Origin of the sequence: Stutzerimonas stutzeri, from assembly GCF_009789555.1 — a bacterium.
In the GTDB taxonomy this organism is placed as follows: domain Bacteria; phylum Pseudomonadota; class Gammaproteobacteria; order Pseudomonadales; family Pseudomonadaceae; genus Stutzerimonas; species Stutzerimonas stutzeri_R.
The window spans coordinates 2,651,388-2,676,068 of the sequence record NZ_CP046902.1; the positions used below are offsets into that span (position 1 = coordinate 2,651,388).

19 protein-coding genes are annotated in these 24,681 nt (G+C 60.7%); 16 read left to right on the top strand and 3 right to left on the bottom strand.

The features are described 5' to 3' along the window. The first annotated feature begins 76 nt into the window (after window positions 1–76). The 9 genes from moaA to GQA94_RS12390 all read left to right on the top strand — a co-directional run bounded on the left by moaA (window position 77) and on the right by GQA94_RS12390 (window position 13,890). Window positions 77–1,072, top strand: coding sequence for a GTP 3',8-cyclase MoaA (moaA, locus tag GQA94_RS12350; RefSeq protein ID WP_158188301.1), 996 nt, complete (start codon window positions 77–79; stop codon window positions 1,070–1,072). Window positions 1,073–1,354: 282 nt separating this feature from the next. Further along, a complete protein-coding gene (smc, locus tag GQA94_RS12355) occupies window positions 1,355–4,843 on the top strand; it encodes a chromosome segregation protein SMC (RefSeq protein WP_158188302.1) in 3,489 nt (1,162 codons plus the stop codon). 179 nt (window positions 4,844–5,022) lie between these two features. Then, on the top strand, window positions 5,023–5,844 hold the full coding sequence (gene zipA / locus GQA94_RS12360) for a cell division protein ZipA (RefSeq protein WP_158188303.1): 822 nt from the start codon (window positions 5,023–5,025) through the stop codon (window positions 5,842–5,844). Between the two features lie 1,059 nt (window positions 5,845–6,903). Beyond that, window positions 6,904–9,270, top strand: coding sequence for an NAD-dependent DNA ligase LigA (ligA, locus tag GQA94_RS12365; protein WP_158188304.1), 2,367 nt, complete (start codon window positions 6,904–6,906; stop codon window positions 9,268–9,270). A gap of 741 nt (window positions 9,271–10,011) precedes the next feature. Beyond that, the gene (locus tag GQA94_RS12370; RefSeq protein WP_158188305.1) at window positions 10,012–10,836 is read left to right on the top strand and encodes a flagellin domain-containing protein; all 825 of its coding nucleotides are present in this window, start codon (window positions 10,012–10,014) and stop codon (window positions 10,834–10,836) included. A 67-nt stretch (window positions 10,837–10,903) separates the two neighbouring features. Beyond that, the gene (locus GQA94_RS12375; RefSeq protein WP_233270154.1) at window positions 10,904–11,266 is read left to right on the top strand and encodes a flagellar protein FlaG; all 363 of its coding nucleotides are present in this window, start codon (window positions 10,904–10,906) and stop codon (window positions 11,264–11,266) included. A 56-nt stretch (window positions 11,267–11,322) separates the two neighbouring features. After that, window positions 11,323–12,768 carry a flagellar filament capping protein FliD gene (fliD, locus tag GQA94_RS12380; RefSeq protein ID WP_158188306.1) on the top strand — a complete coding sequence of 482 codons (1,446 nt, stop codon included), beginning with the start codon at window positions 11,323–11,325 and terminating at the stop codon, window positions 12,766–12,768. A 370-nt stretch (window positions 12,769–13,138) separates the two neighbouring features. Then, window positions 13,139–13,525 (top strand): flagellar export chaperone FliS, encoded by a 387-nt coding sequence (fliS, locus tag GQA94_RS12385; RefSeq protein ID WP_158188307.1) that lies wholly within the window; start codon window positions 13,139–13,141, stop codon window positions 13,523–13,525. 71 nt (window positions 13,526–13,596) lie between these two features. Beyond that, window positions 13,597–13,890 (top strand): flagellar protein FliT, encoded by a 294-nt coding sequence (locus GQA94_RS12390; protein ID WP_158188308.1) that lies wholly within the window; start codon window positions 13,597–13,599, stop codon window positions 13,888–13,890. 154 nt (window positions 13,891–14,044) lie between these two features. On the opposite strand, the gene GQA94_RS12395 is transcribed toward GQA94_RS12390, so the two are convergent. Beyond that, window positions 14,045–14,326, bottom strand: a complete 282-nt coding sequence (locus GQA94_RS12395) for a pyrimidine/purine nucleoside phosphorylase (protein ID WP_158188309.1) — start codon at window positions 14,324–14,326, stop codon at window positions 14,045–14,047. A gap of 117 nt (window positions 14,327–14,443) precedes the next feature. Then, window positions 14,444–14,785, bottom strand: coding sequence for a DMT family protein (locus GQA94_RS12400; RefSeq protein WP_158188310.1), 342 nt, complete (start codon window positions 14,783–14,785; stop codon window positions 14,444–14,446). A 139-nt stretch (window positions 14,786–14,924) separates the two neighbouring features. On the opposite strand from GQA94_RS12400, the gene GQA94_RS23400 reads away from it, so the two are divergent. Continuing rightward, window positions 14,925–15,176, top strand: a complete 252-nt coding sequence (locus GQA94_RS23400) for a YkgJ family cysteine cluster protein (protein WP_158190097.1) — start codon at window positions 14,925–14,927, stop codon at window positions 15,174–15,176. Window positions 15,177–15,324: 148 nt separating this feature from the next. Here GQA94_RS23400 and gltA read toward each other — a convergent pair whose 3' ends face one another. Beyond that, a complete protein-coding gene (gltA, locus tag GQA94_RS12410) occupies window positions 15,325–16,596 on the bottom strand; it encodes a citrate synthase (RefSeq protein ID WP_158188311.1) in 1,272 nt (423 codons plus the stop codon). Window positions 16,597–16,958: 362 nt separating this feature from the next. On the opposite strand from gltA, the gene sdhC reads away from it, so the two are divergent. From sdhC to odhB, 6 genes are all read left to right on the top strand, one after another. After that, window positions 16,959–17,333 (top strand): succinate dehydrogenase, cytochrome b556 subunit, encoded by a 375-nt coding sequence (gene sdhC, locus GQA94_RS12415; protein ID WP_158188312.1) that lies wholly within the window; start codon window positions 16,959–16,961, stop codon window positions 17,331–17,333. After that, the gene (gene sdhD / locus GQA94_RS12420; protein ID WP_158188313.1) at window positions 17,327–17,695 is read left to right on the top strand and encodes a succinate dehydrogenase, hydrophobic membrane anchor protein; all 369 of its coding nucleotides are present in this window, start codon (window positions 17,327–17,329) and stop codon (window positions 17,693–17,695) included. Before sdhC ends, sdhD begins: the two co-directional genes overlap by 7 nt. A gap of 3 nt (window positions 17,696–17,698) precedes the next feature. Then, window positions 17,699–19,471 carry a succinate dehydrogenase flavoprotein subunit gene (gene sdhA, locus GQA94_RS12425; RefSeq protein ID WP_158188314.1) on the top strand — a complete coding sequence of 591 codons (1,773 nt, stop codon included), beginning with the start codon at window positions 17,699–17,701 and terminating at the stop codon, window positions 19,469–19,471. Between the two features lie 10 nt (window positions 19,472–19,481). Next, window positions 19,482–20,186 (top strand): succinate dehydrogenase iron-sulfur subunit, encoded by a 705-nt coding sequence (locus tag GQA94_RS12430; protein WP_158188315.1) that lies wholly within the window; start codon window positions 19,482–19,484, stop codon window positions 20,184–20,186. A 287-nt stretch (window positions 20,187–20,473) separates the two neighbouring features. Then, window positions 20,474–23,305: a 2-oxoglutarate dehydrogenase E1 component gene (locus GQA94_RS12435; protein ID WP_158188316.1), complete on the top strand. Its 2,832-nt coding sequence runs from the start codon at window positions 20,474–20,476 to the stop codon at window positions 23,303–23,305. A 69-nt stretch (window positions 23,306–23,374) separates the two neighbouring features. Then, the gene (odhB, locus tag GQA94_RS12440) at window positions 23,375–24,601 is read left to right on the top strand and encodes a 2-oxoglutarate dehydrogenase complex dihydrolipoyllysine-residue succinyltransferase (RefSeq protein WP_158188317.1); all 1,227 of its coding nucleotides are present in this window, start codon (window positions 23,375–23,377) and stop codon (window positions 24,599–24,601) included. Window positions 24,602–24,681: the final 80 nt, after the last annotated feature.

Below are 24,681 nucleotides of genomic sequence, written 5' to 3' on the forward strand. Positions count from 1 at the left end.
CTTTCGGCTGGCACCTTTGCCTCGCGCCGTTTTCCGACATAGTCTTAGCCTTGCGCATCAAGCCTTGGAGAGCGACATGCCAGAATCCCAGTTGGTCGATCCGTTTGGCCGACGCATCACCTACCTCAGGCTGTCGGTCACCGACCGCTGCGACTTTCGCTGCACCTACTGCATGAGCGAAGACATGGTCTTCGCCCCGCGTGCGCAGATCCTCACGCTGGAAGAACTGTATGCGGTGGCCGATGCGTTCATCGGCCTGGGCGTCAGGCGTATTCGGGTGACCGGGGGCGAGCCGTTGGTGCGCAAAGGGCTACCGAGCCTGCTCAGCCGCCTGGGCGCGCGCGAGGAACTGGAAGACCTGGCCATCACCACAAACGGCTCGCAACTGCCTTCCCTCGCTCCCGTGCTGCGTGATGCGGGCGTCAAGCGGCTGAACATCAGTCTGGATTCGCTCAAGCGCGAACGCTTCGCCGAACTGACCCGCCGTGACAGGCTCGATCAGGTCATCGAAGGTATCGATGCCGCGCGCAGCGCCGGGTTCCGCCGGATCAAGCTCAACAGCGTGATCCAGAAGGGCCGCAATGACGATGAAGTGCTCGATCTGGTGAATTTCGCCGTCGACCGGGGGCTGGACATCAGCTTCATCGAAGAAATGCCGCTGGGCAACATCTCCAGCCATGCGCGTGAAATCACTTTCTGCTCAAGCGAGGAGGTGCGTGAGCGCATCGAGAGGGGGCATCGGCTGATTCGCAGCAGCCATACAACAGGGGGGCCGTCGCGGTATTGGCAGGTCGCCGGCAGTGAAACCCAGGTTGGTTTCATTTCCCCTCACAGCAACAATTTCTGTGGAAGCTGCAATCGAGTGCGCGTCACCGCCGAAGGCAAGCTGGTGCTCTGTCTTGGGCATGAAGGCGCGCTCGACCTCAAAACCCTGATGAGGCGCTATCCCGGTGACAGCGAGCGGCTGCGCCAGGCGCTGGTCGATGCGTTGCAGCTCAAGCCGGAGAAGCATGAATTCCGCACTGACGAACAAGTCCAGGTCGTACGCTTCATGAGCATGACGGGCGGGTGAGGCAAGCCGGAAGTATCCCCGTGAAGGCGTTTTCCCGCGGGCGCTAAGCACAAAGGCTTCAGTCGGCCGGGCGCCTCGTCAGTTGGCGGCTGGAGCCTTGCGCGTCGATGATGCCTGCCCATGCGCTTCAGCCGGACCGCTGTGTGCCGCTGCGCATATTTAGGTGAAACCGGCATGATAGACTTTGCCGCTTTGTGCCGGCCCTCACCCGACTCCAGGATTCCTGATGTTCACGGCTACTCTGCTTGTTCATCCCTACGCTGACGCCATGGAAAGGCACGCATGCGACTGAAAAGTATCAAGCTCGCCGGCTTCAAGTCATTCGTCGATCCCACCACGGTCAGCTTCCCGAGCAACATGGCTGCGGTCGTGGGGCCTAACGGGTGCGGCAAATCCAATATCATCGACGCCGTACGCTGGGTGATGGGTGAGAGTTCGGCAAAGAATCTGCGCGGCGAGTCGATGACCGACGTCATCTTCAACGGTTCCAATACGCGCAAACCCGTGGCCCAGGCCAGTATCGAACTGATCTTCGACAATTCCGATGGCACCCTGACGGGCGAATACGCGGCGTTCGCCGAGATTTCGATCCGCCGCCGGGTAACCCGGGATGCGCAGAACACCTATTTCCTCAACGGGGTGAAATGCCGGCGCCGCGATATCACCGATATCTTCCTCGGCACCGGCCTCGGCCCGCGCAGCTACTCGATCATCGAACAGGGCATGATCTCCAAGCTGATTGAGGCCAAGCCCGAGGACTTGCGCAACTTCATCGAAGAGGCGGCTGGCATCTCCAAATACAAGGAGCGCCGTCGCGAAACCGAAAACCGAATTCGCCGCACGCATGAAAACCTTGCGCGTCTGACCGACCTGCGCGAAGAGCTTGAACGACAGCTCGAACGGCTGCACCGCCAGGCGCAGTCCGCCGAGAAGTATCAGGAGTACAAGGCCGAGGAGCGTCAGCTCAAGGCGCAACTGTCGGCGTTGCGTTGGCAGGCGCTGAACGATCAGGTCGGCCAGCGCGAGCACGTGATCGGCGATCAGGAGGTCGGTTTCGAAGCACTGGTGGCTGAACAACGCAATGCGGACGCCAGCATCGAGCGGCTGCGCGACGGCCATCATGAGCTGTCCGAGCGGTTCAATCTGGTCCAGGGACGCTTCTATTCGGTCGGCGGCGATATCGCTCGGGTCGAACAGAGCATCCAGCACGGCCAGCAGCGGTTGCGCCAGTTGCAGGATGACCTGCGTGAGGCGGAACAGGCGCGTCTGGAGACCGAGTCGCACCTGGGCCACGACCGGACGCTGCTCGCGACGCTCGGCGAGGAGCTGGCCATGCTCGAGCCCGAGCGGGACGTCGCAGGGGCGGCGGCAGAGGAGACGGCCGCGCAGCTCGAAGAAGCCGAAACCGCCATGCAGACCTGGCAGGAACACTGGGAGCGGTTCAACCAGCAGAGCGCCGAGCCGCGTCGGGCAGCCGAGGTGCAGCAGGCGCGCATACAACAGCTGGAGCAAGGGTTGGAGCGTCTGGTTGAGCGCCAGCGTCGGCTCGAGGATGACCGCGCGGCACTCGCGGCCGACCCGGAAGATGCCGCAGTGGCCGAGATGAGCGAAATGCTGGCGGTTGGTGAGCTGACGCTCGAAGAACTGTCCGCTGCGCAGGAACATGCCGATCAGCAACTCGAACAACTGCGTGAACACTTGCAGCACGCCAGTCAGGCCGAGCAGCAGGCGCAGGGCGAGCTTCAGCGGCTGAATGGCCGTATCGCGTCGCTGGAGGCCTTGCAGCAGGCCGCGATGGACCCAGGCAAGGGCGTCACGCAATGGTTGCACGCGCGAGGGCTCGACCAGCGGCCGCGTCTCGCCGAAGGGCTTCGCGTTGAGCCCGGCTGGGAACTGGCAGTCGAAACCGTGTTGGGCGCGGACCTGCAAGCGGTGCTGCTGGACGACTTCGATGAACTCGACTTGAGCCACTTCGAGCAAGGCGAGCTGCGTCTCGCCCGTCGCGCACACCCGAGCGGAGCGGCCACTGGCAGTCTGCTGGACAAAGTCGAGTCGACCACCGATCTTTCGTCCTGGCTGGGTCGGGTGCAACCGGTCGACGATCTCGAGCAGGCGCTGGCGCAGCGCGGCTCGCTGGCCGCTGACGCAAGCCTGATCAGCCGTGATGGGTACTGGGTCGGCCGTCACTTTCTCCGGGTGCGGCGCGCGGGTGACGCCGAATCCGGTTTGCTGGCGCGCGGGCAAGAGCTGGAGCGGCTGTTGGTCGAACGCGATGAGCGCGAGGCCAGCCTTGAGTCGTTGGGCGAACGGCTCGGCCAGCTTCGCGAGGCGCAACGTGAACAGGAAGAGCGGCGCGAACAGCAGCGCCGCCGCCATCAGGAATTGTCTCGTCAGCAGAGTGAGTTGAACGCTCGATTGTCCGCCAGCCAGGCCAAGCTCGAGCAGTTGAGCTTGCGTCGCCGCCGTCTGGATGAAGAACTCGGCGAACTGTCCGAGCAGCGCGCGCTGGAGACCGAGCAGTTGGGCGAGGCGCGCCTGCATCTGCAAGACGCAGTCGACGCCATGGCGCTGGACAGCGAGCAGCGCGAGACGCTGTTGGCGAGCCGCGACGGCATTCGCGAGCAACTCGACCGCATTCGTCAGGACGCGCGCCAACACAAGGACCACGCACACCAACTGGCCGTGCGAGTCGGCTCGCTGAAAGCCCAGCACGATTCCACCCGCCAAGCGCTCGAGCGCCTCGAACAGCAGTTCGAGCGTGCCGTGGAACGGCGTGAGCAGCTCAGTCTGAATCTGGAAGAGGGGGAGGCGCCGCTCGAAGAGTTGCGCATGAAGCTCGAGGAGTTGCTGGAGCGCCGGATGGGCGTCGAGGACGAACTCAAAACGGCGCGCCTGGCGCTCGAAGATGCCGATCGCGACCTGCGCGACGCCGAGAAACGGCGTACCCAGGCTGAGCAGCAGGCGCAGCTGTTACGCGGTCAGCTCGAACAACAGCGAATGGAGTGGCAGGCGCTCAATGTTCGGCGCAAGGCCTTGCAGGACCAACTGCACGAGGATGGGTTCGACCTGCACGGGGTCCTCGCGACCCTGCCTGCGGGGGCTGGCGAAGCGGAGTGGGAGGCTGAGCTGGAACGTCTGGGCGCGCGCATCCAGCGCCTCGGGCCGATCAACCTCGCGGCAATCGACGAATATCAGCAGCAGTCTGAGCGCAAGCGCTATCTGGATGCCCAGCATGACGACCTTGCCGAAGCGCTGGACACCCTTGAGAACGTCATCCGCAAGATCGACAAGGAAACCCGCAATCGTTTCAAGGAAACGTTCGACCAGATCAACGCGGGGCTGCAGACCCTTTTTCCGAAGGTTTTTGGCGGCGGCAACGCTTATCTGGAACTTACCGGGGAAGATTTACTCGATACCGGGGTGGCGATCATGGCGCGTCCGCCGGGCAAGAAGAACAGCACCATTCACCTGCTGTCAGGTGGGGAAAAGGCGTTGACCGCTCTGGCGCTGGTGTTTGCGATCTTTCAGCTCAATCCGGCGCCGTTCTGCATGCTCGACGAAGTGGATGCGCCACTGGACGATGCCAACGTCGGGCGGTATGCACGCCTGGTCAAGGAAATGTCGGAGAAAGTGCAATTCATCTACATCACGCACAACAAGATCGCGATGGAAATGGCCGACCAGCTGATGGGAGTGACCATGCACGAGCCGGGTTGCTCGAGGCTGGTGGCGGTCGACGTGGAGCAAGCGGTTGCGCTCGCGGAGGCTTGAGTCGCGCCAGTTTCCGGGCCGGGACTCCGTAGGGGAGACGATAAAAGAGCCGCGTCGGGCGGTGCACATCTACCGTTCGTCGTGCTAGTTTAGAGCGCAATTTTTACGATGCGCGGATGAGCCTGTTCAGCGGCTGTGAATCTGCGTCTTTATCATCGATTTCAGGGGTTCAAGCATTAATGGATATCGGTCTGCGCGAGTGGCTGATCGTCATCGGCATCATTGTTATCGCTGGCATTCTTTTCGATGGCTGGCGGCGGATGCGCGGTAGCAAGGGCAAGTTGAAGTTCAAGCTGGACCGCAATATCGCGAGCAATCTTCCAGATGACGACGATTCGAACGAGCTGCTCGGTCCGCCGCGGGTCGTGAGTCGCGGCAATGAGCCCTCGCTGGACGAAACGGATCTGCCCTCGATGAGTGCCCGTGAGACGGGCAAACGCCGTAGCAGCGCGCCGCAGCAGGGCGACCTGCACTTCTCCAGCGATGAGCCAGAACCCGTTCCGACGCTGCTCGATCCTGTGGTGGGCGACGATGACGGGGCGCCCGAAGCCGATCAGGAGCTGCCGCCGGTCGAGGAAGTGCTGGTCATCAACGTGATTTCCCGCGACCCGCATGGCTTCCGTGGACCGGCGCTGCTGCAGAACATTCTGGAAAGCGGCCTGCGGTTCGGCGAGATGGACATTTTTCACCGCCACGAAAGCATGGCGGGCAACGGCGAAGTCTTGTTCTCGATGGCCAACGCGGTCAAACCCGGCACGTTCGACCTGGATGATATCGATCACTTCACGACGCCGGCCGTGAGTTTCTTCCTCGGCCTGCCCGGACCGCGCCATCCCAAGCAGGCGTTCGACGTGATGGTCGCTGCCGCCCGCAAGCTGTCGCAGGAACTCAACGGCGAGCTGAAAGACGACCAGCGCAGCGTGCTGACCGCGCAGACCATCGAGCACTACCGTCAGCGTATCGTCGAGTACGAGCGTCGCCAGATGACAATCAAACGCTGATCACGAAACCGCTCCCAGGAGCGGTTTTTTTTTGCGAGCAGATTGCCCAAAGCTTCGCCCCGAGGTCGGGCCTCCCACAGAAAGCACCGGCGACGGGCATACCGCAAAACCCAAACCCTCACCCAACCCTGTGGGAGGCGCGCCCCGCGGCGAACGCAGCCACAGGCCTGCCAGAACCCCAAAGCTTCGCCCCGAGGTCGGGCCTCCCACAGAAAAGCACCGCCGACTGGCGTACCGCAAAACCCAAACCCTCACTCAACCCCGTGGAAGGCGCGCCCCGCGGCGAATGCAGCCACAGGCCTGCCAGAACCCCAAAGCTTCGCCCCGAGGCCGGGCCTCCCACAAAAAAGCACCGCCGACGGGCAACCGCAAAACCCAAACCCTCACTCAACCCTGTGGAGGCGCGCCCGCGGCGAATGCAGCCACAGGCCTGCCAGAACCCCAAAGCTTCGCCCCGAGGTCGGGCCTCCCACAGAAAAGCACCACCGATGGGCATGCCGCAAAACCCAAACCCTCACTCAACCCTGTGGGAGGCGCGCCCCGCGGCGAATGCAGCCACAGGCCTGCCAGAACCCCAAAGCTTCGCCCCGAGGTCGGGCCTCCCACAGAAAAGCACCACCGATGGGCATGCCGCAAAACCCAAACCCTCACTCAACCCCGTGGGAGGCGCGCCCCGCGGCGAATGCAGGCCACAGGCCTGCCACCCCTCAAAGCTTCGCCCCGAGGCCGGGCCTCCCACAAAAAAGCACCGCCGACGGGCATACCGCAAAACCCAAACTCTCACTAAACCCCGTGGGAGGCGCGCCCCCGCGGCGAACGCAGGCCACAGGCCTGCCAGAACCCCAAAGCTTCGCCCCGAGGTCGGGCCTCCCACAAAAAAGCACCGCCGATGGGCATGCCGCAAAACCCAAACCCTCACTCAACCCCGTGGGAGGCGCGCCCCGCGGCGAACGCAGGCCTGCCGTCGATGCCGTAATCGGCTAGAATCGCGCAGCTTCCGATCAACCAAGGCGCGCTGATACTGTCTGATCAGCATTGCCACAGCTACGGCTACATCCTATGCCTTCCGCCCAGACCGCCGCAGAGCGCATCGCCGAGTTGCGCAGTGAAATCGACGCCCACAACTACCGCTACTACGTACTCGACGAGCCTGACGTGCCGGATGCGGAATATGACCGCCTGTTCAAGGAGCTCAAGGCGCTGGAAACCGAGCACCCTGAGCTGGTAACCCCGGACTCGCCTACCCAGCGCGTCGGCGGCGAGGCGCTGGCGGCCTTCGGGCAGGTCCGCCATGAAGTGCCGATGCTGAGCCTGGGTAACGCATTCGAAGAGCAGGACCTGATCGATTTCGACCGGCGCGCCCGCGAAGGGCTGGACCTGCCGGGAGGCGACCTTCTCGGTGGCGGCGTTGAGTTGGAATACAGCTGCGAGCCGAAGCTCGATGGCCTCGCCGTGAGCCTGCTCTACGAGAATGGCAAGTTGGTGCGTGGCGCCACGCGTGGCGACGGCAGCACCGGCGAAGACATCAGCGCCAATGTACGTACGATCCGAAATATCCCTTTGAAGCTGCACGGTAGCGGCTGGCCTGCGGTACTGGAGGTCCGGGGTGAAATCTACATGCCCAAGGCGGGGTTCGAGGCACTCAACGCGCGTCAGCTGGAGGCGGGCGCCAAGCCTTTTGCCAATCCTCGCAACGCCGCGGCCGGTAGCCTGCGGCAACTGGATTCGAAGATCACCGCAAGCCGGCCACTGGAACTGTGTGCCTACGGCGTAGGGCGTAGCGACGGCGAGTTGCCGGGTACCCACGTCGGCATACTCGAAGCGCTGAAAAGCTGGGGATTGCCGATCAGCCGGGAGCTCAGGCTGGCCAGGGGCGTGCAGCAATGCCGCGACTACTATCACGCCATCGGCGAGAAGCGCGATGCCTTGCCCTACGAGATCGACGGCGTGGTGTTCAAGGTCAACTCGACCGCTCAGCAGCGTGAGCTGGGTTTTCGCGCGCGCGAACCGCGCTGGGCCATCGCGCACAAGTTCCCGGCGCGCGAAGAAGTCACCGAACTGCTGGACGTGGAGTTTCAGGTTGGCCGAACGGGCGCCATCACGCCGGTCGCGCGGCTGAAGCCCGTACAGGTCGCTGGCGTGACAGTCTCCAACGCTACGCTGCATAACATGGATGAAGTCGCCCGTCTGGGTGTGATGATCGGCGATACGGTCATCGTGCGCCGCGCAGGCGACGTCATTCCACAGATTCTCGGCGTGATCCCCGAGCGTCGTCCCGAGGATGCGCGTGAAGTCCATGTGCCCGAGCAATGCCCGGTCTGCGGCTCGGCGGTCGAGCGTACCCAACTGATCAAACGCAGCAAGGGCCGGGAGTCGATCAGCGAAGGCTCGATCTATCGATGTGTCGGGCGTCTGGCCTGTCAGGCGCAGCTCAAACAGGCGATCATCCATTTCGTTTCCCGCAGAGCCATGGACATCGACGGCCTGGGCGACAAAATCGTCGAACAGCTGGTCGACACCGGCCTGGTCAACTCTCCGGCCGATCTCTATTGCCTGACGTATGAACAGGTGCTGGCACTGGAAGGTTTTGCCGAGATATCGAGCCGTAACCTGATCAAATCCATCGATGCCAGCCGTGCGCCGTCGCTGGCACGCTTCATCTATGCGCTGGGTATTCCGGATGTTGGCGAGGGCACCGCCAAGTTGTTGGCACGGGCATTGGGTTCGCTCGATCGCATCAGCCGGGCGTTGCCCGACGTGCTCGTCTATCTGCCAGACATCGGGTTGGAAGTCGCCCACGAGATCCACAGTTTCTTCGAGGATGAGCATAATCAGCGAGTCATCGAACAACTGCGCGAGCGGGGCGTGCAGTTGCAGGAGGAGGGCGGCGTGCATCCCGAGTTCGCCGCCTGCGCAACGCTGGCCGGATTGCTCGACAGGCTCAACATTCCCTTCATCGCGGCGACGGGCGCCCAGCGCCTCGCCGATCGCTTTGGCAGCCTCGACGCCATCATCGACGCCGACTGGCTCGATCTGCGTCAGGTCGAGCGGCTCAACGAGAAGGCCGCGCGGGCCCTGCGCGATTATTTCGACGACCCGACCCGCGCCGAACGCGCCCGTGCCATTGAAGCCCAGCTGCGTGAGTTCGGCATGCATTGGCAGAGCGAACGGAGGTCGGCGCAAAGCCTTCCGCTTGCGGGCCAGACCTGGGTGCTGACCGGCACATTGGAGAGCATGAGCCGCGACGAGGCGAAGGCACGACTGGAGGCGCTGGGTGCCAAGGTGTCGGGTTCTGTCTCGGCCAAGACCAGCGTCGTGGTCGCGGGGCCGGGTGCCGGTTCGAAACTGACGAAGGCCAACGAACTGGGCGTCGCGGTTGATGACGAGGCGTCCTTCCTGCAACGGCTCGCGGCGCTCGAGAACTGATTCTGAGCCGGCGGTGCGGCGAAGGAGTCGGCGCAGGGCGGGTGCGACGCCAATGCGCCAGGCGTTCGCCACCCCATCGGTTGTATGTCAGCGCTCGGCCGCGACCTTTTCCGGCGTGGTCACTCCGCGCTGAGCAGGCGTGGCCACAAGGCAAACTCTGCGACGAGTAGGCGCGGCCAAGGCAAACGCTTCGCGCCGGGGCGGCCCTCCCACAAAAGCGGCAGCGTTGCGTGGGTCGTGGGATGCGCTCTGCTCGAGCGGCCGTTGCATTCGCTGAAACTCTGCGACGAGTAGGCGCGGTCAAGGCAAAGGCTTCGCGCCGGGGCGGCCCTCCCACGAAAGCGGCGGCGTTGCGCGGGTCGTGGGATACGCTCTGCTCGAGCGGCCGTTGCATTTGCTGAAACTCTGCGACGAGTAGGCGCGGCCAAGGCAAAGGCTTCGCGCCGGCCGCACTCGATCTTTGCCGCGTTCGCCCGGTCGCCACCCGTCCAGGATCTTTTTGCTAAAGAATCCTTCCTCCTGTCCGAAAACCTCTGCAGGCGGACCTGCCCGGTTGCGGGTTCGCCGGTGTCGTACAGGTTGATCCCGGGGCTTGCAAAATATTTTCGACTGCCTCCTAAAGCTCACCGAAACGGCGCCGATAAGCTAATCGAATGCGAACTCAATGGGTGCCTGGGCAAAAGCCGGCCCGGAGTCGCAAGCTCAGGCAACCCTAGTAACTAGCGCCCTTGGAGGCACATCATGGCTCTTACAGTCAATACAAACATTGCGTCGCTCAACACTCAGCGCAACCTGAACAGCTCGTCCAACGCCCTTACTACCTCCATGCAGCGCCTGTCCACCGGTAGCCGCATCAATAGTGCCAAGGATGATGCGGCCGGCTTGCAGATTTCCAATCGCCTGACTAGTCAGATTAATGGTTTGAACGTCGCGGCGCGTAACGCCAATGACGGCATCTCGATGGCGCAAACAGCTGAAGGGGCTTTGCAGCAGTCCACCAATATTCTGCAGCGGATGCGCGAGCTATCGATTCAATCCGCTAACGGTAGTAACAGTGCCGAAGACCGCGCTTCACTACAACTGGAGGTCGATGGACTATTATTAGAGTTGACCCGTATCTCTGATACTACTTCGTTCGGTACTCAGAAGCTGCTGGATGGTAGTCTCACAGAAGCAGTTGATTTTCAGGTTGGCGCAAATGCGAACGAAACTATCTCGATTGATTTCACCACGGATTTCGACGCCGCTGGGCTGGCTGTTGATGCTGTCGATATTTCTACCGCTGACGGATCGCAAACTGCGATTGGATTGATCGACACTGCGCTGCAGACAATTGATGATAATCGCTCTGCCTTCGGTGCCGTTCAGAACCGCTTTGAAAACACCATTGCGAATCTGCAAAATATTGCTGAAAACGTATCTGCTTCCCGCGGCCGTATCCAGGACACTGACTTCGCCGCTGAAACTGCCAACCTGAGCAAAAACCAGATCCTTCAGCAGGCTGGTACTGCGATCCTCGCCCAGGCCAAGCAGCTGCCGCAGGCAGTTCTGAGTTTGCTGCAGTAGTAAGCAGAGGCATAATCATGAGGGTAGCGCCGTGCTCTACCCTCATTGATTCATGAGAGGTGAATCAATGGACGTCGGAAAAGTGGCTGGCGGAACCGCGCCGCAATCGCAGATGACAGCTGGATCGCCACCCGGCCTCCTTACGGAGGCTGGGTTTTCTGCGTCCGATAGGCCTCATCCATCGACAGCGCCAGCAAAAGCGAAAGAGCAGGAAAGCACCGCTGACCTGGTCGAAAAGCTTCGGTCGCAGATGCAGAATATCCAACGGGATCTGAGCTTCAGCGTCGACGATTCCACCGGCGACGTGGTGGTTCGTGTGGTCGATGGGGAAACAGGCAACATCGTTCGGCAGATACCGTCGGAGGAAATTCTTCGCCTTACCGAGCGACTGGATGAAATGCGTAGTTTGTTGTTTGAAGCCAAAGCCTGACGGTACGATTTTTGTATCGTGCTTTCCGGCTAATAATTTTTTGACGAGGTAGGGCTATGGCTGGCGTAACAGGTATTGGTTCCGGTATTGACATCGACAGTATCGTGTCCAGCATGGTCGCGGCTGAGCGTGCGCCCAAAGAGACGCAGCTTGCCAATCTCGAAAAGAAAACCACCACCCAAATTACTGCCGTTGGTGCTTTGAAAAGCGCCATCAGCGACTTCCAGACGGCGCTTGGCGTATTGAACAAGCCGGAGCTGTTCCAGGCCCGTTCGGCTGCATCCAGCAAGGCGGATCTGGTTGACGTCAGCGCCAGTACCAGTGCCGGCGCCGGTAGTTATCAGGTCGAGGTCGAAAAGCTGGCAACCAGCAGCAAGGTGGCCCTCGCTGCGGTCAAGAGCAGCGCCGACGCGCCGGCGATTTTTGCCAGCGGAACGCTGGAGATCTCTCTGGGCGTGCCGGGCGAGACGCCTTCAAAAGAATCGTTTTCCGTTACGGTGGACGAGAGTAACAACACCCTGGCGGGTATGCGTGATGCCATCAACGCGGCCGGCAAAGAGATGGGCGTCAGTGCCACCATCGTGACGGACGAGCATGGCTCGCGGCTGGTGCTCAGTAGCAGCAAGAGCGGTGACGGACGGGATATTACCGTGGCTGCATCTGACGAAGCCTCGGTACCGGCTGGTCAAGTCAGCCTCTCGAAACTGGCTTTCGACGGTACCTCGAGTGTCGATGGGGGCGCACGCACGCTGGCCACGGCCCAAAGCGCCAGGCTGTCTATTGATGGTCTGCAGATCGTGAGTGAAACCAACAAGGTCGAGGGCGCCATCGATGGCGTTACGCTCGATCTAAAGGCCAAAACTGCCGCTAACGAACCACTTACTATCAGTGTTGCGGAAGACAAGGCGGGCGTTAAAAAGCAGATCCAGTCCTTTGTCGATAGCTATAACAAGCTGATCGGCGTTATTAATGCGCAAACCAAAGTAACGTCCGTGGGCGACGACAAGGCTCCGGTAACCGGTGCGCTGGTAGGGGATGCTACGGCCCGCACCTTGCTCAATACCATTCGTAATGAATTGGTGAATGTGCAGGGAGATGGCGCACTGCGCGCATTGACCGATCTCGGCATCACCACGCAGAAGGACGGCACGCTGAAGATCGACGATGCCAAGCTGGGCAAGGCAATGGACAGCAACTTCACCGAGCTGTCGGCATTGTTCACTGGTGAAAAAGGCCTTGCTAGCCGTCTGGACGCGAAGCTCAAGCCCTACACCGAAACCGGCGGCATTCTCGAACAGCGCAACAAGGCGATGACCGAGACCATCTCGAAGATCGATGATCAGAAAGAAGATTTGAACCGTCGTATTACCTCGCTGCAAGAGCGGCTTTTCAAGCAGTTCAACGCGATGGATTTGCTGGTCGGTCAGCTATCGAATACCTCCTCGAGCTTGCTGGCTTCGCTGGAGAATCTGCCATGGGCGGCAGGTAATTCAAAAAAATAACCCCGCTTGACCGAATCGGGCCCAGGCCTTCCAGAAAGGCTTCGCCGCGAGGCGTGCCTGTCACATCAAGCGCCGCCGGGCTCACTCGGACCGCTATAAGCTTCGCCCCGGTTCTTCCGGGACGGCAGCGACTCCGCCGCAGGGTTGCGTGGTGGGACGCGCGACCCGGCACATGCCGAGGGGCTGAGCTTCGCTAGGCGAACAGACGTTGAAGCCCAAGCCTGCTTGCCGAGTGCGGTTTGTTATCGACCTGAAGCCGTCGCTGAGACGGCATTCTTTTTTAAGCAATTTTCTCGGGCGGCTATCAAGCTTGTGCGTCTGCGACCGATAAGCTGTACATGCAAATTGATGTGGCAGGGGGCTTATCCAAATGTACGCTATGGCAGCAATGAAGCAGTATCAGCAGGTGGGCGTCAAGGTTCAGGTCAACGAGGCCGACCCGCATCGCTTGATCCAGATGCTGATGCAGGGCGGCCTGGACCGCATCGCGCAGGCAAAAGGCGCCATGGAGCGTAATGCCTTCGCTGAGAAGGGGGCGCTGGTCGGCAAGGCCATCAACATTATCGGTGGCCTGCGCGATGCACTCGATAAGAGTGTCGGTGGTGAGCTGGCGGAAAACCTCGATCGCCTGTACGAGTACATGACGATGCGCCTGTTCGAGGCGAGCCGGCATAACGACATCGACAAACTGAACGAAGTCGGCAAGCTGCTCGGCGAGATCAAGTTGGCCTGGGATCAGATTGCGCCAAAGGCGTAAGCGGGTCTCCTCAATCCGGCTTGGGTCCGTCGAGCCAAGCCGCGATGAATCTGCGTTATTCGAGGACAATCATGCCGTCACGCACTCAGGCGTTTGCCACACTCACCGGAAAGCTTCGCGATGCGTTGGCCGCAGGGGATTGGGCTGCGATAGCGACGCTGGATGAGGAATGCCGCGCCCTGGTCGCGTCGTTGCGCGACGAAGATGCGTCGGACGTCGGACTCCGGGATCAACTCGAGTCGTTGACTAATCTGTACGGCGAACTCCAGCACTCTGGTCGCAACGAGCGGGAGCGGTTGATCGGTGAGCTGACTCGCTTGAGCCAGTCGAAGCACGTCAATCAAGCCTACACCCCGCTGGACTGAGTCACGCTCCGATCCGGGCGCGGTCGGGCAGGCTTTTGGCGGTGGAGCAGGCTGTCATCCTGTCAGGCGTGGCGCGACAGCCGAGCCGGCTGGATGATGGCGTCTTGTCCATCCACCCAGCCGGCGGCTCGGTCTGTGAGCGCGCTGACTGGGTTCAGCGATACTCGCAAAGGTAGGCCGTATCGCTGGCAACCTTCAGTTGAAACGTGCTGTTCGCAGGCACGGTGAACTGGCTGCCTGCGCCGAAGGTTTGATAGTTCTCGCTTCCGGGCAGCTTCACGTCCAGGCTGCCTGCGACCACGTGCATGACTTCCAGCTGGTTCGTACCGAATTCATAATCGCCGGGGGCCATCACACCGATGGTGGCCGGGCCTGCCGCCATGTCGAAGGCGATGGATTTGACGGTGCCGTCGAAGTACTCGTTGACCTTGAACATCGGAAACCTCTGAGGGTGCGAAAAAGGGTCGCCAGTATGCCGAAGCGCCGTGTTGCCGTCATCTGTCGCTGAGGTTACGAGCCTGCCGGCATTTCCGGCTTTCGGTTGGTGCCAGGGTCACGATCGGAAGATGAAATAAACCGCCCCCAGCAGACACAGGCCGGCCCAGAGATAGTCGAGCTTCAAGGGTTGCTGCATGTACAGGACGCTGAACGGCACGAAGATCGCGAGGGTGATTACCTCCTGCATGATCTTTAGCTGGCCGATGGACAGTTCGGTGTATCCAATGCGGTTGGCTGGCACCATGATCAGGTATTCGAACAGGGCGATGCACCAACTGATCAACGCGGCGATCAGCCAGGGCTTCCCGTTGAGCGTCTTGAGGTGGCCGTACCACGCGAAGGTCATGAAGAGGTTGGAGACGCAGAGCAGGGCAGCAGTCTGAAGCCAGATAGGCATGGGGGAACTCCAGTACGATGGCGGATCCTATTGCGGCGCCGCACCGCTCGCAAGCCCCCTGAAGGCCCCTTTCCGGTTAGTGCCTTTTATCCAGTCAGCCATTATTATCGCCGCCCCGTTTTTCATTCGGATGACTGGAATGAATTGCCGTCCCGGTTGCGGTGCGTGCTGCATTGCTCCTTCGATCAGTTCGCCGATTCCCGGTATGCCTTTCGGAAAACCGGCCGGCGAGCGCTGTATGCATCTCTCCGACAGCAATCACTGTGCTCTGTTTGGCCAACCGTCCAGGCCGGGCGTTTGTGCGGCGTTTCAGGCAGATCGCCTCGTCTGCGGCGACCGTCGGGAGGATGCGATCCGATTGCTCGGTTGGTTGGAGCAGGCCACGGCCTGACGTGCGCGGGTGGGAGGAGGGCGGCTGTGTTCGGAGTGTCGTGACATCGGTGGCTCGGGCAGCGAGATGGCTGACGCGCGTGTCGGGCCGCCGTGGGGCCATAAAAAAGGCTGCCTCATCGGCAGCCTTTCTCGTTCCGGCTAGCGGCTCAGCGAGGCAGGTCGCGCTGCGGATGGCCGGTGTACAGCTGACGCGGGCGGCCGATCTTCTGGCCCATCGCGATCATTTCCTTCCAGTGCGAGATCCAGCCGACGGTCCGCGCCAGAGCGAAGATTACGGTGAACATGCTGGTCGGGATGCCGATGGCCTTGAGGATGATCCCCGAGTAGAAATCGACGTTCGGATACAGGTTGCGTTCTGCGAAGTAGGGATCGTTGAGAGCGATTTCTTCCAGCTTCATCGCCAGTTCGAGCTGGGGATCGTTGATGCCCAGTTCGCCCAGGACTTCGTCGCAGGTCTGCTTCATGACCTTCGCGCGCGGATCGAAGTTCTTGTAAACCCGGTGGCCGAAGCCCATGAGTTTGAACGGATCGTTCTTGTCCTTGGCCTTGGCCAGGAAGGTCTCGATGTTCGATACGTCGCCAATCTCGTCCAGCATGGTGAGAACTGCTTCGTTCGCACCGCCGTGTGCCGGGCCCCAGAGGGCTGCGATACCGGCGGCGATACAGGCGAACGGGTTGGCGCCGGTGGAGCCCGCCAGGCGAACGGTGGACGTGGAGGCGTTTTGCTCGTGGTCAGCGTGCAGAATGAAGATGCGGTCCATGGCCTTGGCCAGAACGGGGCTGATCGGCTTCACTTCGCATGGTGTGTTGAACATCATGTGCAGGAAGTTTTCAGCATAGTTCAGGTCGTTTCGCGGATACATCATCGGCTGACCCATGGAGTACTTGTAGACCATGGCGGCCAGGGTCGGCATCTTGGCGACCAGGCGGACCGCAGAAATTTCGCGGTGGTGCGGGTCGTTGATGTCCAGCGAGTCGTGATAGAAGGCCGAGAGCGCGCCGACTACGCCGCACATGATGGCCATCGGGTGTGCATCGCGACGGAAACCATTAAGGAACGACTTGAGCTGCTCGTGAACCATCGTGTGGTTCTTGACCGTGCTGATGAACTTTGCTTTTTCCTCGGCGGTGGGCAGTTCGCCGTTCAGCAGGAGGTAGCAGGTCTCGAGGTAATCGGCCTTTTCGGCCAGCTGCTCGATCGGGTAGCCGCGATGCAGCAGAATTCCTTTGTCACCGTCTATATAGGTGATCTTGGATTCGCAAGAGGCGGTGGACATGAAGCCGGGATCGAAGGTGAAGCGACCCGTGGAGGTCAGGCCTCGAACATCGATTACGTCAGGCCCTACGGTGCCGGTTAAAACGGGCAGTTCGATGGCATCAGCGCCCTCGATGATCAACTGCGCTTTGTTGTCAGCCATGTATGGCCTCCTGTTTTATGCTTGGAATCATCATGGCCCCCCACGCAGGGCCCGCATCACTATAGTGAGATAAATCTCAAAGTCAATTTGCGGAAGTCGCCTGCGGCAGAGGGGTTTTACGGTCAATTCGCGTCACGGAAAAGGCTATTTACGGCATTTGGAATCCGGGGCGCCATCCGCCTTTAGTGGCACTGCACCACATTGTCATTAGCGACCTAACTGTTTATACTCGGCGACCGACCGGCAGGGGCCAAACAGGCAGTTTCCTGTGGGTTGTCACTCGTGGGTGGCGGGTACCGCTGCGTACTCTTCCCAACAACTTTGCCCTGCGCGTTAGGGGCTCTCAAGTGTGAAAAAAAGCCGTGAAAAGCCAACGACCTGTAAACCTAGATCTTAGGACAATAAAACTCCCGATCACTGCTTACACCTCAATCCTTCATCGCATCTCCGGCGTGATTCTGTTTGTGGGTGTAGCCATTCTGCTGCTTGCGCTGGATACCTCGCTTTCTTCTGCCGAAGGCTTCGAAGAGGTAAAGGCGTATCTTGGCAGTCCGCTGGCGAAGCTCGTGGTCTGGGTGCTGCTGTCCGCATTGCTGTATCACCTGGTGGCCGGTGTACGTCATCTGGTCATGGACACCGGGCATGGTGAGACGCTGGAAGGCGGCAAGCTGGGCTCGAAAATCGTTCTGGCCGTTTCGGCGGTACTGATCGTTCTGGCTGGAGTGTGGATATGGTAACCAACGTCACGAACTTCTCGCGTTCGGGTCTGTATGACTGGATGGCCCAGCGGGTCTCCGCAGTGGTTCTCGCGGCTTATTTTCTTTTCCTGATCGGATACCTGGTTGTGAATCCAGGGCTGGAATACGCCCAGTGGCAGGAGCTTTTTTCGGCCAGCTGGATGCGCATCTTCAGTCTGCTGGCGCTGGTCGCCCTGAGTGTGCATGCATGGGTTGGTATGTGGACGATTTCCACTGACTACCTGACCAACATGGCAATCGGTAAGTGGGCTACCGGTGTGCGTTTCCTCTTCCAGGCAGTGTGTGGCATCGCCATGTTCACGTTCTTCGTCTGGGGTGTGCAGATTCTTTGGGGTATCTGATCCATGGCTAGCATTCGTACTCTTTCTTATGACGCCATCATTATTGGTGGCGGTGGCGCGGGCATGCGCGCCGCGCTGCAGTTGGCCCAGGGCGGCCATAAAACTGCGGTGGTGACCAAGGTCTTTCCGACTCGCTCGCACACCGTTTCCGCACAGGGTGGCATCACCTGCGCCATCGCATCGGCCGATCCGAACGATGATTGGCGCTGGCATATGTACGATACCGTCAAGGGCTCCGACTATATCGGTGACCAGGACGCTATCGAATACATGTGCTCCGTTGGCCCTGAGGCCGTGTTCGAGCTGGAGCACATGGGGCTGCCGTTCTCGCGTACCGAACAGGGGCGTATCTACCAGCGTCCGTTCGGCGGCCAGTCGAAAGACTATGGCAAGGGCGGCCAGGCGGCTCGTACCTGTGCTGCCGCTGACCGTACCGGCCACGCGTTGCTGCACACCCTCTATCAGGCCAACCTCAAGGCAGGTACGTCCTTCCTGAACGAGTGGTACGGCGTGGATCTGGTGAAGAATCAGGATGGCGCCATTGTCGGCATCATCGCGATCTGCATCGAAAATGGTGAAACGGTCTATATCCGTTCCAAGGCCGTGGTTCTGGCTACTGGCGGCGCGGGTCGCATCTACGCATCGACCACCAATGCCCTGATCAATACCGGCGACGGTGTTGGCATGGCGCTGCGTGCTGGTGTGCCGGTGCAGGACATCGAGATGTGGCAGTTCCACCCGACCGGCATCGCCGGCGCCGGCGTGCTGGTGACCGAAGGCTGCCGTGGTGAGGGCGGTTATCTGATCAACAAGCACGGCGAGCGTTTCATGGAGCGTTATGCTCCTAACGCGAAAGACCTGGCGGGTCGCGACGTGGTCGCTCGTTCAATGGTCAAGGAAATCCTGGCCGGCAACGGCTGCGGTCCGGATGGCGACCATGTGATGCTGAAGCTCGACCATCTTGGCGAAGAAGTGCTGCATAGCCGCCTGCCAGGTATCTGCGAGCTGTCGAAGACATTCGCCCATGTCGATCCGGTGACTGCTCCGGTCCCTGTGGTACCGACCTGCCACTACATGATGGGCGGCATCGCCACCAACATTCATGGCCAGGCCATGACTCAGGACGCCAACGGCAACGACAAGATCATTGAAGGCTTGTTCGCGGTGGGCGAAGTGGCATGCGTATCCGTGCATGGCGCGAACCGTCTCGGCGGCAACTCGCTGCTGGACCTGGTGGTGTTCGGTCGTGCGGCCGGCCTGCATCTGGAGAAGGCGCTGAAGGAAGGGATCGAGCACCGCGGTGCTACCGAAACCGATCTGGACGTCGCGCTGAATCGCCTGGCCAGCCTGAACGAGCGGACGGCTGGCGAAGACGTCGCGTCGTTGCGCAAAGAGCTGCAGAGCTGCATGCAGAACTACTTCGGTGTATTCCGTACTGGCGAATACATGCAGAAGGGTATCGCTCAGCTTGCCGATCTGCGTCAGCGTATCGCTACGGTCAAGATCTCCGACAAGAGCCAGGCCTTCAATACCGCGCGTATCGAAGCGCTGGAATTGCAGAACCTTCTCGAAGTGGCCGAGGCGACTGCCATCGCCGCTGAAAACCGCAAAGAGTCCCGCGGCGCACATGCCCGTGAAGACTTCGAAGAGCGTGATGATGAGAACTGGCTGTGCCACACCCTGTACTTCCCGGGTGAAAAGCGTGTAGCCAAGCGTGCCGTGAACTTCTCTCCGAAGACAGTTCCGACTTTCGAACCCAAGGTCCGGACTTACTGAGGTCGCCGATATGTTGCAAGTGAGCGTTTATCGCTACAACCCGGATAAAGACGAAAAGCCCTACATGCAGGATTTTCAGGTCAATACCGATGGTAAGGACCTGATGGTGCTGGACGTGCTGGCCCTCATCAAGGAACAGGACGAAGGCTTCTCCTACCGTCGCTCGTGCCGTGAAGGGGTCTGTGGCTCCGATGGCATGAACCTGAACGGCAAGAACGGGCTGGCCTGCATCACGCCGTTGTCGTCCGTGGTCAAGGGCAACAAGCTGGTGGTGCGTCCGCTGCCCGGTTTGCCAGTAATTCGTGACTTGGCCGTGGATATGGGCATCTTCTATAAGCAGTACGAGAAGGTTCGCCCTTATCTGATGAACGATACGCCGGCTCCGGCTATCGAACGTCTGCAGACCCCGGAGGATCGGGAAAAGCTTGACGGTCTGTATGAGTGCATCCTGTGCGCTTGCTGCTCGACCAGCTGCCCGTCCTTCTGGTGGAACCCGGACAAGTTCCTTGGCCCCGCTGCGCTGCTCCAGGCCTACCGCTTCCTGGCCGACAGCCGCGACACCGAGACCGAGAACCGTCTGTCTGCACTGGATGATCCGTTCAGCGTGTTCCGCTGCCGTGGCATCATGAACTGCGTGAGTGTCTGCCCGAAAGGGTTGAACCCGACCAAGGCGATTGGTCATGTGCGGAACATGTTGCTGCAGAGCGCAACCTGATGTGCCCTCGGTGCCTGTGGTTATTCGTAATTGCAGGCCCTTGATGCTTCACCGCGACACCTACGGCGCCAGAGTTCGACTCGGCGCCGTAGTCTTAGTAGGAATCCCAGCTTACAAAGCCGGGATTTCGCTCTGAAAATTTGATGACCAGCAGGAGCATCCGGGGTGGTTCTCGGAAACTATCTGCGCGGTCCGTAGTGGCTTTACCCGGGTCGCTGCTTCAGAACTTGGGAAGTCATGCTGCGGTCTCCACGCTGGTGGTGTCTCCTTATCGAAGGTGACCAGACATGCAAGAAAGCGTAATGCAGCGCATGTGGGACAGTGCCCACCTATCCGGTGGTAACGCTGCCTATGTGGAAGAGCTTTATGAGCTCTACCTGCACGATCCCAACGCTGTGCCCGAAGAGTGGCGCACCTACTTCCAGAAGCTGCCTGTCAACGGTGGCGCTGCAGCCGATGTTTCGCATTCGACAATCCGCGATCACTTCGTCCTGCTGGCCAAGAACCAGCGTCGTGCCCAGCCTGTTTCCGCAGGTAGCGTCAGTAGCGAGCATGAGAAGAAGCAGGTCGAAGTCCTGCGTCTGATCCAGGCGTACCGGATGCGTGGCCATCAGGCTGCACAGCTCGATCCGCTCGGCTTGCAAAAGCGCCCGGTTCCGGCTGATCTGGCTATTAACCATTACGGTTTGACCGACGCGGACCTGGATACAGTGTTCCGTACGGGCGACCTTGCCATGGGCAAGGATCAGGCAACCTTGCGCGAAATTCACCAGGCGCTGCAAGAGACCTATTGCCGCACCATCGGTGCCGAATTCACCCATATCGTCGACTCCGACCAGCGCAACTGGTTTATCCAGCGCCTGGAAAGCGTTCGTGGGCGTCCGACCTTCTCGCCGGAGATCAAGAGCCATCTGCTTGAGCGCCTGACCGCTGCCGAGGGCCTGGAAAAATACCTGGGCACCAAGTACCCGGGGACCAAGCGTTTCGGTCTGGAGGGTGGCGAAAGTCTGATTCCGCTGCTCGATGAGATCATCCAGCGTTCCGGCTCGTACGGCACCAAGGAAATCGTCATCGGCATGGCCCACCGTGGCCGTCTCAACGTGCTGGTCAATACGTTCGGCAAGAACCCGCGCGACCTGTTCGACGAGTTCGAAGGCAAGAAGGTCGAAGGACTCAGTTCGGGTGACGTCAAGTATCACCAGGGCTTCTCCTCGAACGTCATGACGCCAGGCGGTGAAATTCATCTGGCCATGGCGTTCAACCCGTCGCACCTGGAAATCGTGTCCCCGGTGGTCGAAGGTTCCGTTCGTGCCCGTCAGGATCGCCGCTGTGATTCGGTGGGCGACAAGGTCCTTCCCGTGACCATCCACGGCGACGCCGCGGTGGCGGGGCAGGGTGTGGTCATGGAAACCTTCCAGATGTCCCAGACCCGCGCCTATCGCACGGGTGGCACCATCCGCATCGTGATCAACAACCAGGTTGGCTTCACGACCAACAAGCAGGAAGACGCGCGCTCGACCGAGTACGCGACTGATGTTGCCAAGATGATCCAGGCGCCGATTTTCCACGTGAACGCGGATGATCCAGAGGCTGTGCTGTTCATCACCCAGTTGGCGGTCGATTACCGTATGCAGTTCAAGCGTGACATCGTCATCGACCTGATCTGCTACCGTCGCCGCGGCCACAACGAAGCCGACGAGCCGAGCGGTACTCAGCCGCTGATGTACCAGAAGATCGCCAAGCAGCGCACCACTCGTGAGTTGTACGCCGACTCGCTGATCCAGTCGAACGTGCTGGCAGACGCCCAGGTCCAGGAGAAGGTCGATGAATATCGCACCGCCCTGGACAACGGCCTGCATGTGGTCAAGAGCCTGGTCAAGGAGCCCAACAAGGAGCTCTTCGTGGATTGGCGTCCTTACCTGGGTCATGCCTGGACCGCGCGCCACGACACGCGTTTCGAGCTGAAAGCCCTGCAGGAACTGTCCAGCAAGATGTTGGCGGTCCCGGAAGGCTTCGTCGTTCAGCGCCAGGTTGCGAAGATCCTCGAAGACCGCCAGAAGATGGGTGCCGGTGCGCTGGCAATCAACTGGGGTTACGCCGAGACGCTGGCCTACGCGACCCTGTTGTTCGAGGGCCATCCGGTTCGCATCAGCGGACAGGACGTAGGGCGCGGGACCTTCTCGCACCGCCACGCCGCGCTGCACAACCAGAAGGACGGCAGCACCTACATCCCCCTGCAGCATCTGTACGAAGGGCAGCCGCGCTTCGACCTGTACGACTCCTTCCTGTCGGAAGAAGCCGTACTTGCGTTCGAATACGGCTATGCCACCACAATGCCCAACGCGCTGGTGGTATGGGAGGCTCAGTTCGGTGACTTCGCCAACGGTGCGCAGGTCGTGATCGACCAGTTCATCACCAGTGGCGAGCACAAGTGGGGCCGTCTCTGTGGCCTCACCATGCTGCTGCCGCATGGCTATGAAGGGCAGGGGCCGGAGCATTCGTCGGCCCGCCTGGAGCGCTATCTGCAGCTGTGCGCCGAGCACAACATCCAGGTGTGCGTGCCGACCACGCCGGCACAGGTCTACCACATGCTGCGTCGCCAGGCGATCCGCCCGTTGCGCAAGCCTCTCGTGGCCCTGACGCCCAAGTCGTTGCTGCGTCACAAGCTGGCGACCTCGACGCTGGAAGAGCTGACGCAAGGCTCGTTCCTGACCGTGATTCCGGAAATCGATCAGATCGAGCCGAGCAAGGTCGAACGCCTGATCATGTGCAGCGGCAAGGTCTATTACGATCTGCTGGACAAGCGTCGCAACGAAGGCCGCGAAGATATCGCCATCGTTCGTCTGGAACAGCTCTATCCGTTCCCGGAAGAGGATCTGGCCGAGGTGCTCGCGCCCTACCAGAACCTCAAGAGCATCGTCTGGTGTCAGGAAGAGCCGATGAACCAGGGCGCGTGGTACTGCAGCCAGCACCACATGCGTCGTGTTGCCGTCGCGCACAAGAAAGAGCTGTTCCTGCAATACGCGGGTCGTGACGCCTCTGCTGCGCCTGCGGTCGGCTATGCCTCCATGCACGCCGAGCAGCAGGAAAAGCTGCTGCAGGATGCGTTCACCGTTTAAATCATTCTTGCAAGAGAGGCCGCGATAACGCGGCCTCGATGTAGAAATCGAATCAATAGGACCCAGCTAATGGCTATCGAGATCAAAGCCCCCCAATTCCCGGAATCGGTTGCTGACGGCACCGTCGCCACCTGGCACAAGCAGCCGGGCGAAGCGGTCAAGCGTGACGAGCTGATCGTCGACATCGAGACCGACAAGGTCGTGATGGAAGTACTGGCCGAAGCGGACGGCGTGCTGACCGAAATCGTCAAGAACGAAGGCGACACCGTCCTCAGCGGCGAGCTGCTCGGCAAGCTGGAAGCCGGTGCCACCGTCACTGCTTCGGCCCCAGCTGCGGCACCGGCCGAAGCCTCGGCTCCGGCAGCGGCTGCTCCAGCACCGGCCGCCGGCGGTGAAGACGCCATTCTTGCTCCGGCGGCGCGCAAGCTCGCCGAAGAGAATGGCATCGATCCCAACAGCGTCAAGGGCACGGGCAAGGACGGCCGCGTCACCAAGGAAGACCTGGTCGCAGCCATCGAAGCCAAGAAGTCGGCTCCGGCCGCCGCCAAGCCTGCTGCCAGTGCTGCCGCCGCGCCTGTCGCCGTTGCGGGCGATCGCACCGAGAAGCGCGTACCAATGACTCGTCTGCGCGCCAAGGTTGCCGAGCGTCTGGTCGAAGCACAGTCGAACATGGCGATGCTGACCACCTTCAACGAAGTCGACATGACCGAAGTCATGGCCCTGCGTTCGAAGTACAAGGACCTGTTCGAGAAGACTCACAACGGGGTCCGTCTGGGCTTCATGTCCTTCTTCGTCAAAGCCTCCGTCGAAGCGCTGAAGCGCTTCCCGGCGGTCAACGCGTCCATCGATGGCACCGACATCGTGTACCACGGCTATCAGGATATCGGCGTCGCTGTCTCCAGCGACCGCGGCCTGGTCGTGCCGGTGCTGCGCAACGCCGAGCTGATGAGCCTGGCTGAAGTCGAAAACGGCATCGCCACCTTCGGTAAGAAGGCCCGTGATGGCAAGTTGTCGATCGACGAAATGACTGGCGGCACCTTCACCATCACCAACGGCGGTACGTTCGGTTCGATGATGTCGACGCCTATCGTCAACCCGCCGCAAGCAGCCATTCTCGGCATGCACAACATCCTGCAGCGTCCGATGGCCGTCAATGGCCAGGTGGTGATCCGGCCGATGATGTACCTGGCCCTGTCCTATGATCATCGCCTGATCGACGGCAAGGAAGCAGTCAGCTTCCTGGTAACCATCAAGAACCTGCTGGAAGATCCGGCCCGTCTGCTGCTGGACATCTAACAAGCGTCACGGGCTGCGCGCGACAGGCTAGGCTAAAACCTTGCCGGTCGCCCGTGGCCTTTTTGACTTTTTAGCTGCAC

Coding starts and splice junctions, on each gene's coding strand:
- moaA (WP_158188301.1), top strand. CDS start 77: ATGCCAGAATCCCAGTTGGTCGATCCGTTTGGCCGACGCATCACCTAC.
- smc (WP_158188302.1), top strand. CDS start 1,355: ATGCGACTGAAAAGTATCAAGCTCGCCGGCTTCAAGTCATTCGTCGAT.
- zipA (WP_158188303.1), top strand. CDS start 5,023: ATGGATATCGGTCTGCGCGAGTGGCTGATCGTCATCGGCATCATTGTT.
- ligA (WP_158188304.1), top strand. CDS start 6,904: ATGCCTTCCGCCCAGACCGCCGCAGAGCGCATCGCCGAGTTGCGCAGT.
- GQA94_RS12370 (WP_158188305.1), top strand. CDS start 10,012: ATGGCTCTTACAGTCAATACAAACATTGCGTCGCTCAACACTCAGCGC.
- GQA94_RS12375 (WP_233270154.1), top strand. CDS start 10,904: ATGGACGTCGGAAAAGTGGCTGGCGGAACCGCGCCGCAATCGCAGATG.
- fliD (WP_158188306.1), top strand. CDS start 11,323: ATGGCTGGCGTAACAGGTATTGGTTCCGGTATTGACATCGACAGTATC.
- fliS (WP_158188307.1), top strand. CDS start 13,139: ATGTACGCTATGGCAGCAATGAAGCAGTATCAGCAGGTGGGCGTCAAG.
- GQA94_RS12390 (WP_158188308.1), top strand. CDS start 13,597: ATGCCGTCACGCACTCAGGCGTTTGCCACACTCACCGGAAAGCTTCGC.
- GQA94_RS12395 (WP_158188309.1), bottom strand. CDS start 14,326: ATGTTCAAGGTCAACGAGTACTTCGACGGCACCGTCAAATCCATCGCC.
- GQA94_RS12400 (WP_158188310.1), bottom strand. CDS start 14,785: ATGCCTATCTGGCTTCAGACTGCTGCCCTGCTCTGCGTCTCCAACCTC.
- GQA94_RS23400 (WP_158190097.1), top strand. CDS start 14,925: ATGAATTGCCGTCCCGGTTGCGGTGCGTGCTGCATTGCTCCTTCGATC.
- gltA (WP_158188311.1), bottom strand. CDS start 16,596: ATGGCTGACAACAAAGCGCAGTTGATCATCGAGGGCGCTGATGCCATC.
- sdhD (WP_158188313.1), top strand. CDS start 17,327: ATGGTAACCAACGTCACGAACTTCTCGCGTTCGGGTCTGTATGACTGG.
- sdhA (WP_158188314.1), top strand. CDS start 17,699: ATGGCTAGCATTCGTACTCTTTCTTATGACGCCATCATTATTGGTGGC.
- GQA94_RS12430 (WP_158188315.1), top strand. CDS start 19,482: ATGTTGCAAGTGAGCGTTTATCGCTACAACCCGGATAAAGACGAAAAG.
- GQA94_RS12435 (WP_158188316.1), top strand. CDS start 20,474: ATGCAAGAAAGCGTAATGCAGCGCATGTGGGACAGTGCCCACCTATCC.
- odhB (WP_158188317.1), top strand. CDS start 23,375: ATGGCTATCGAGATCAAAGCCCCCCAATTCCCGGAATCGGTTGCTGAC.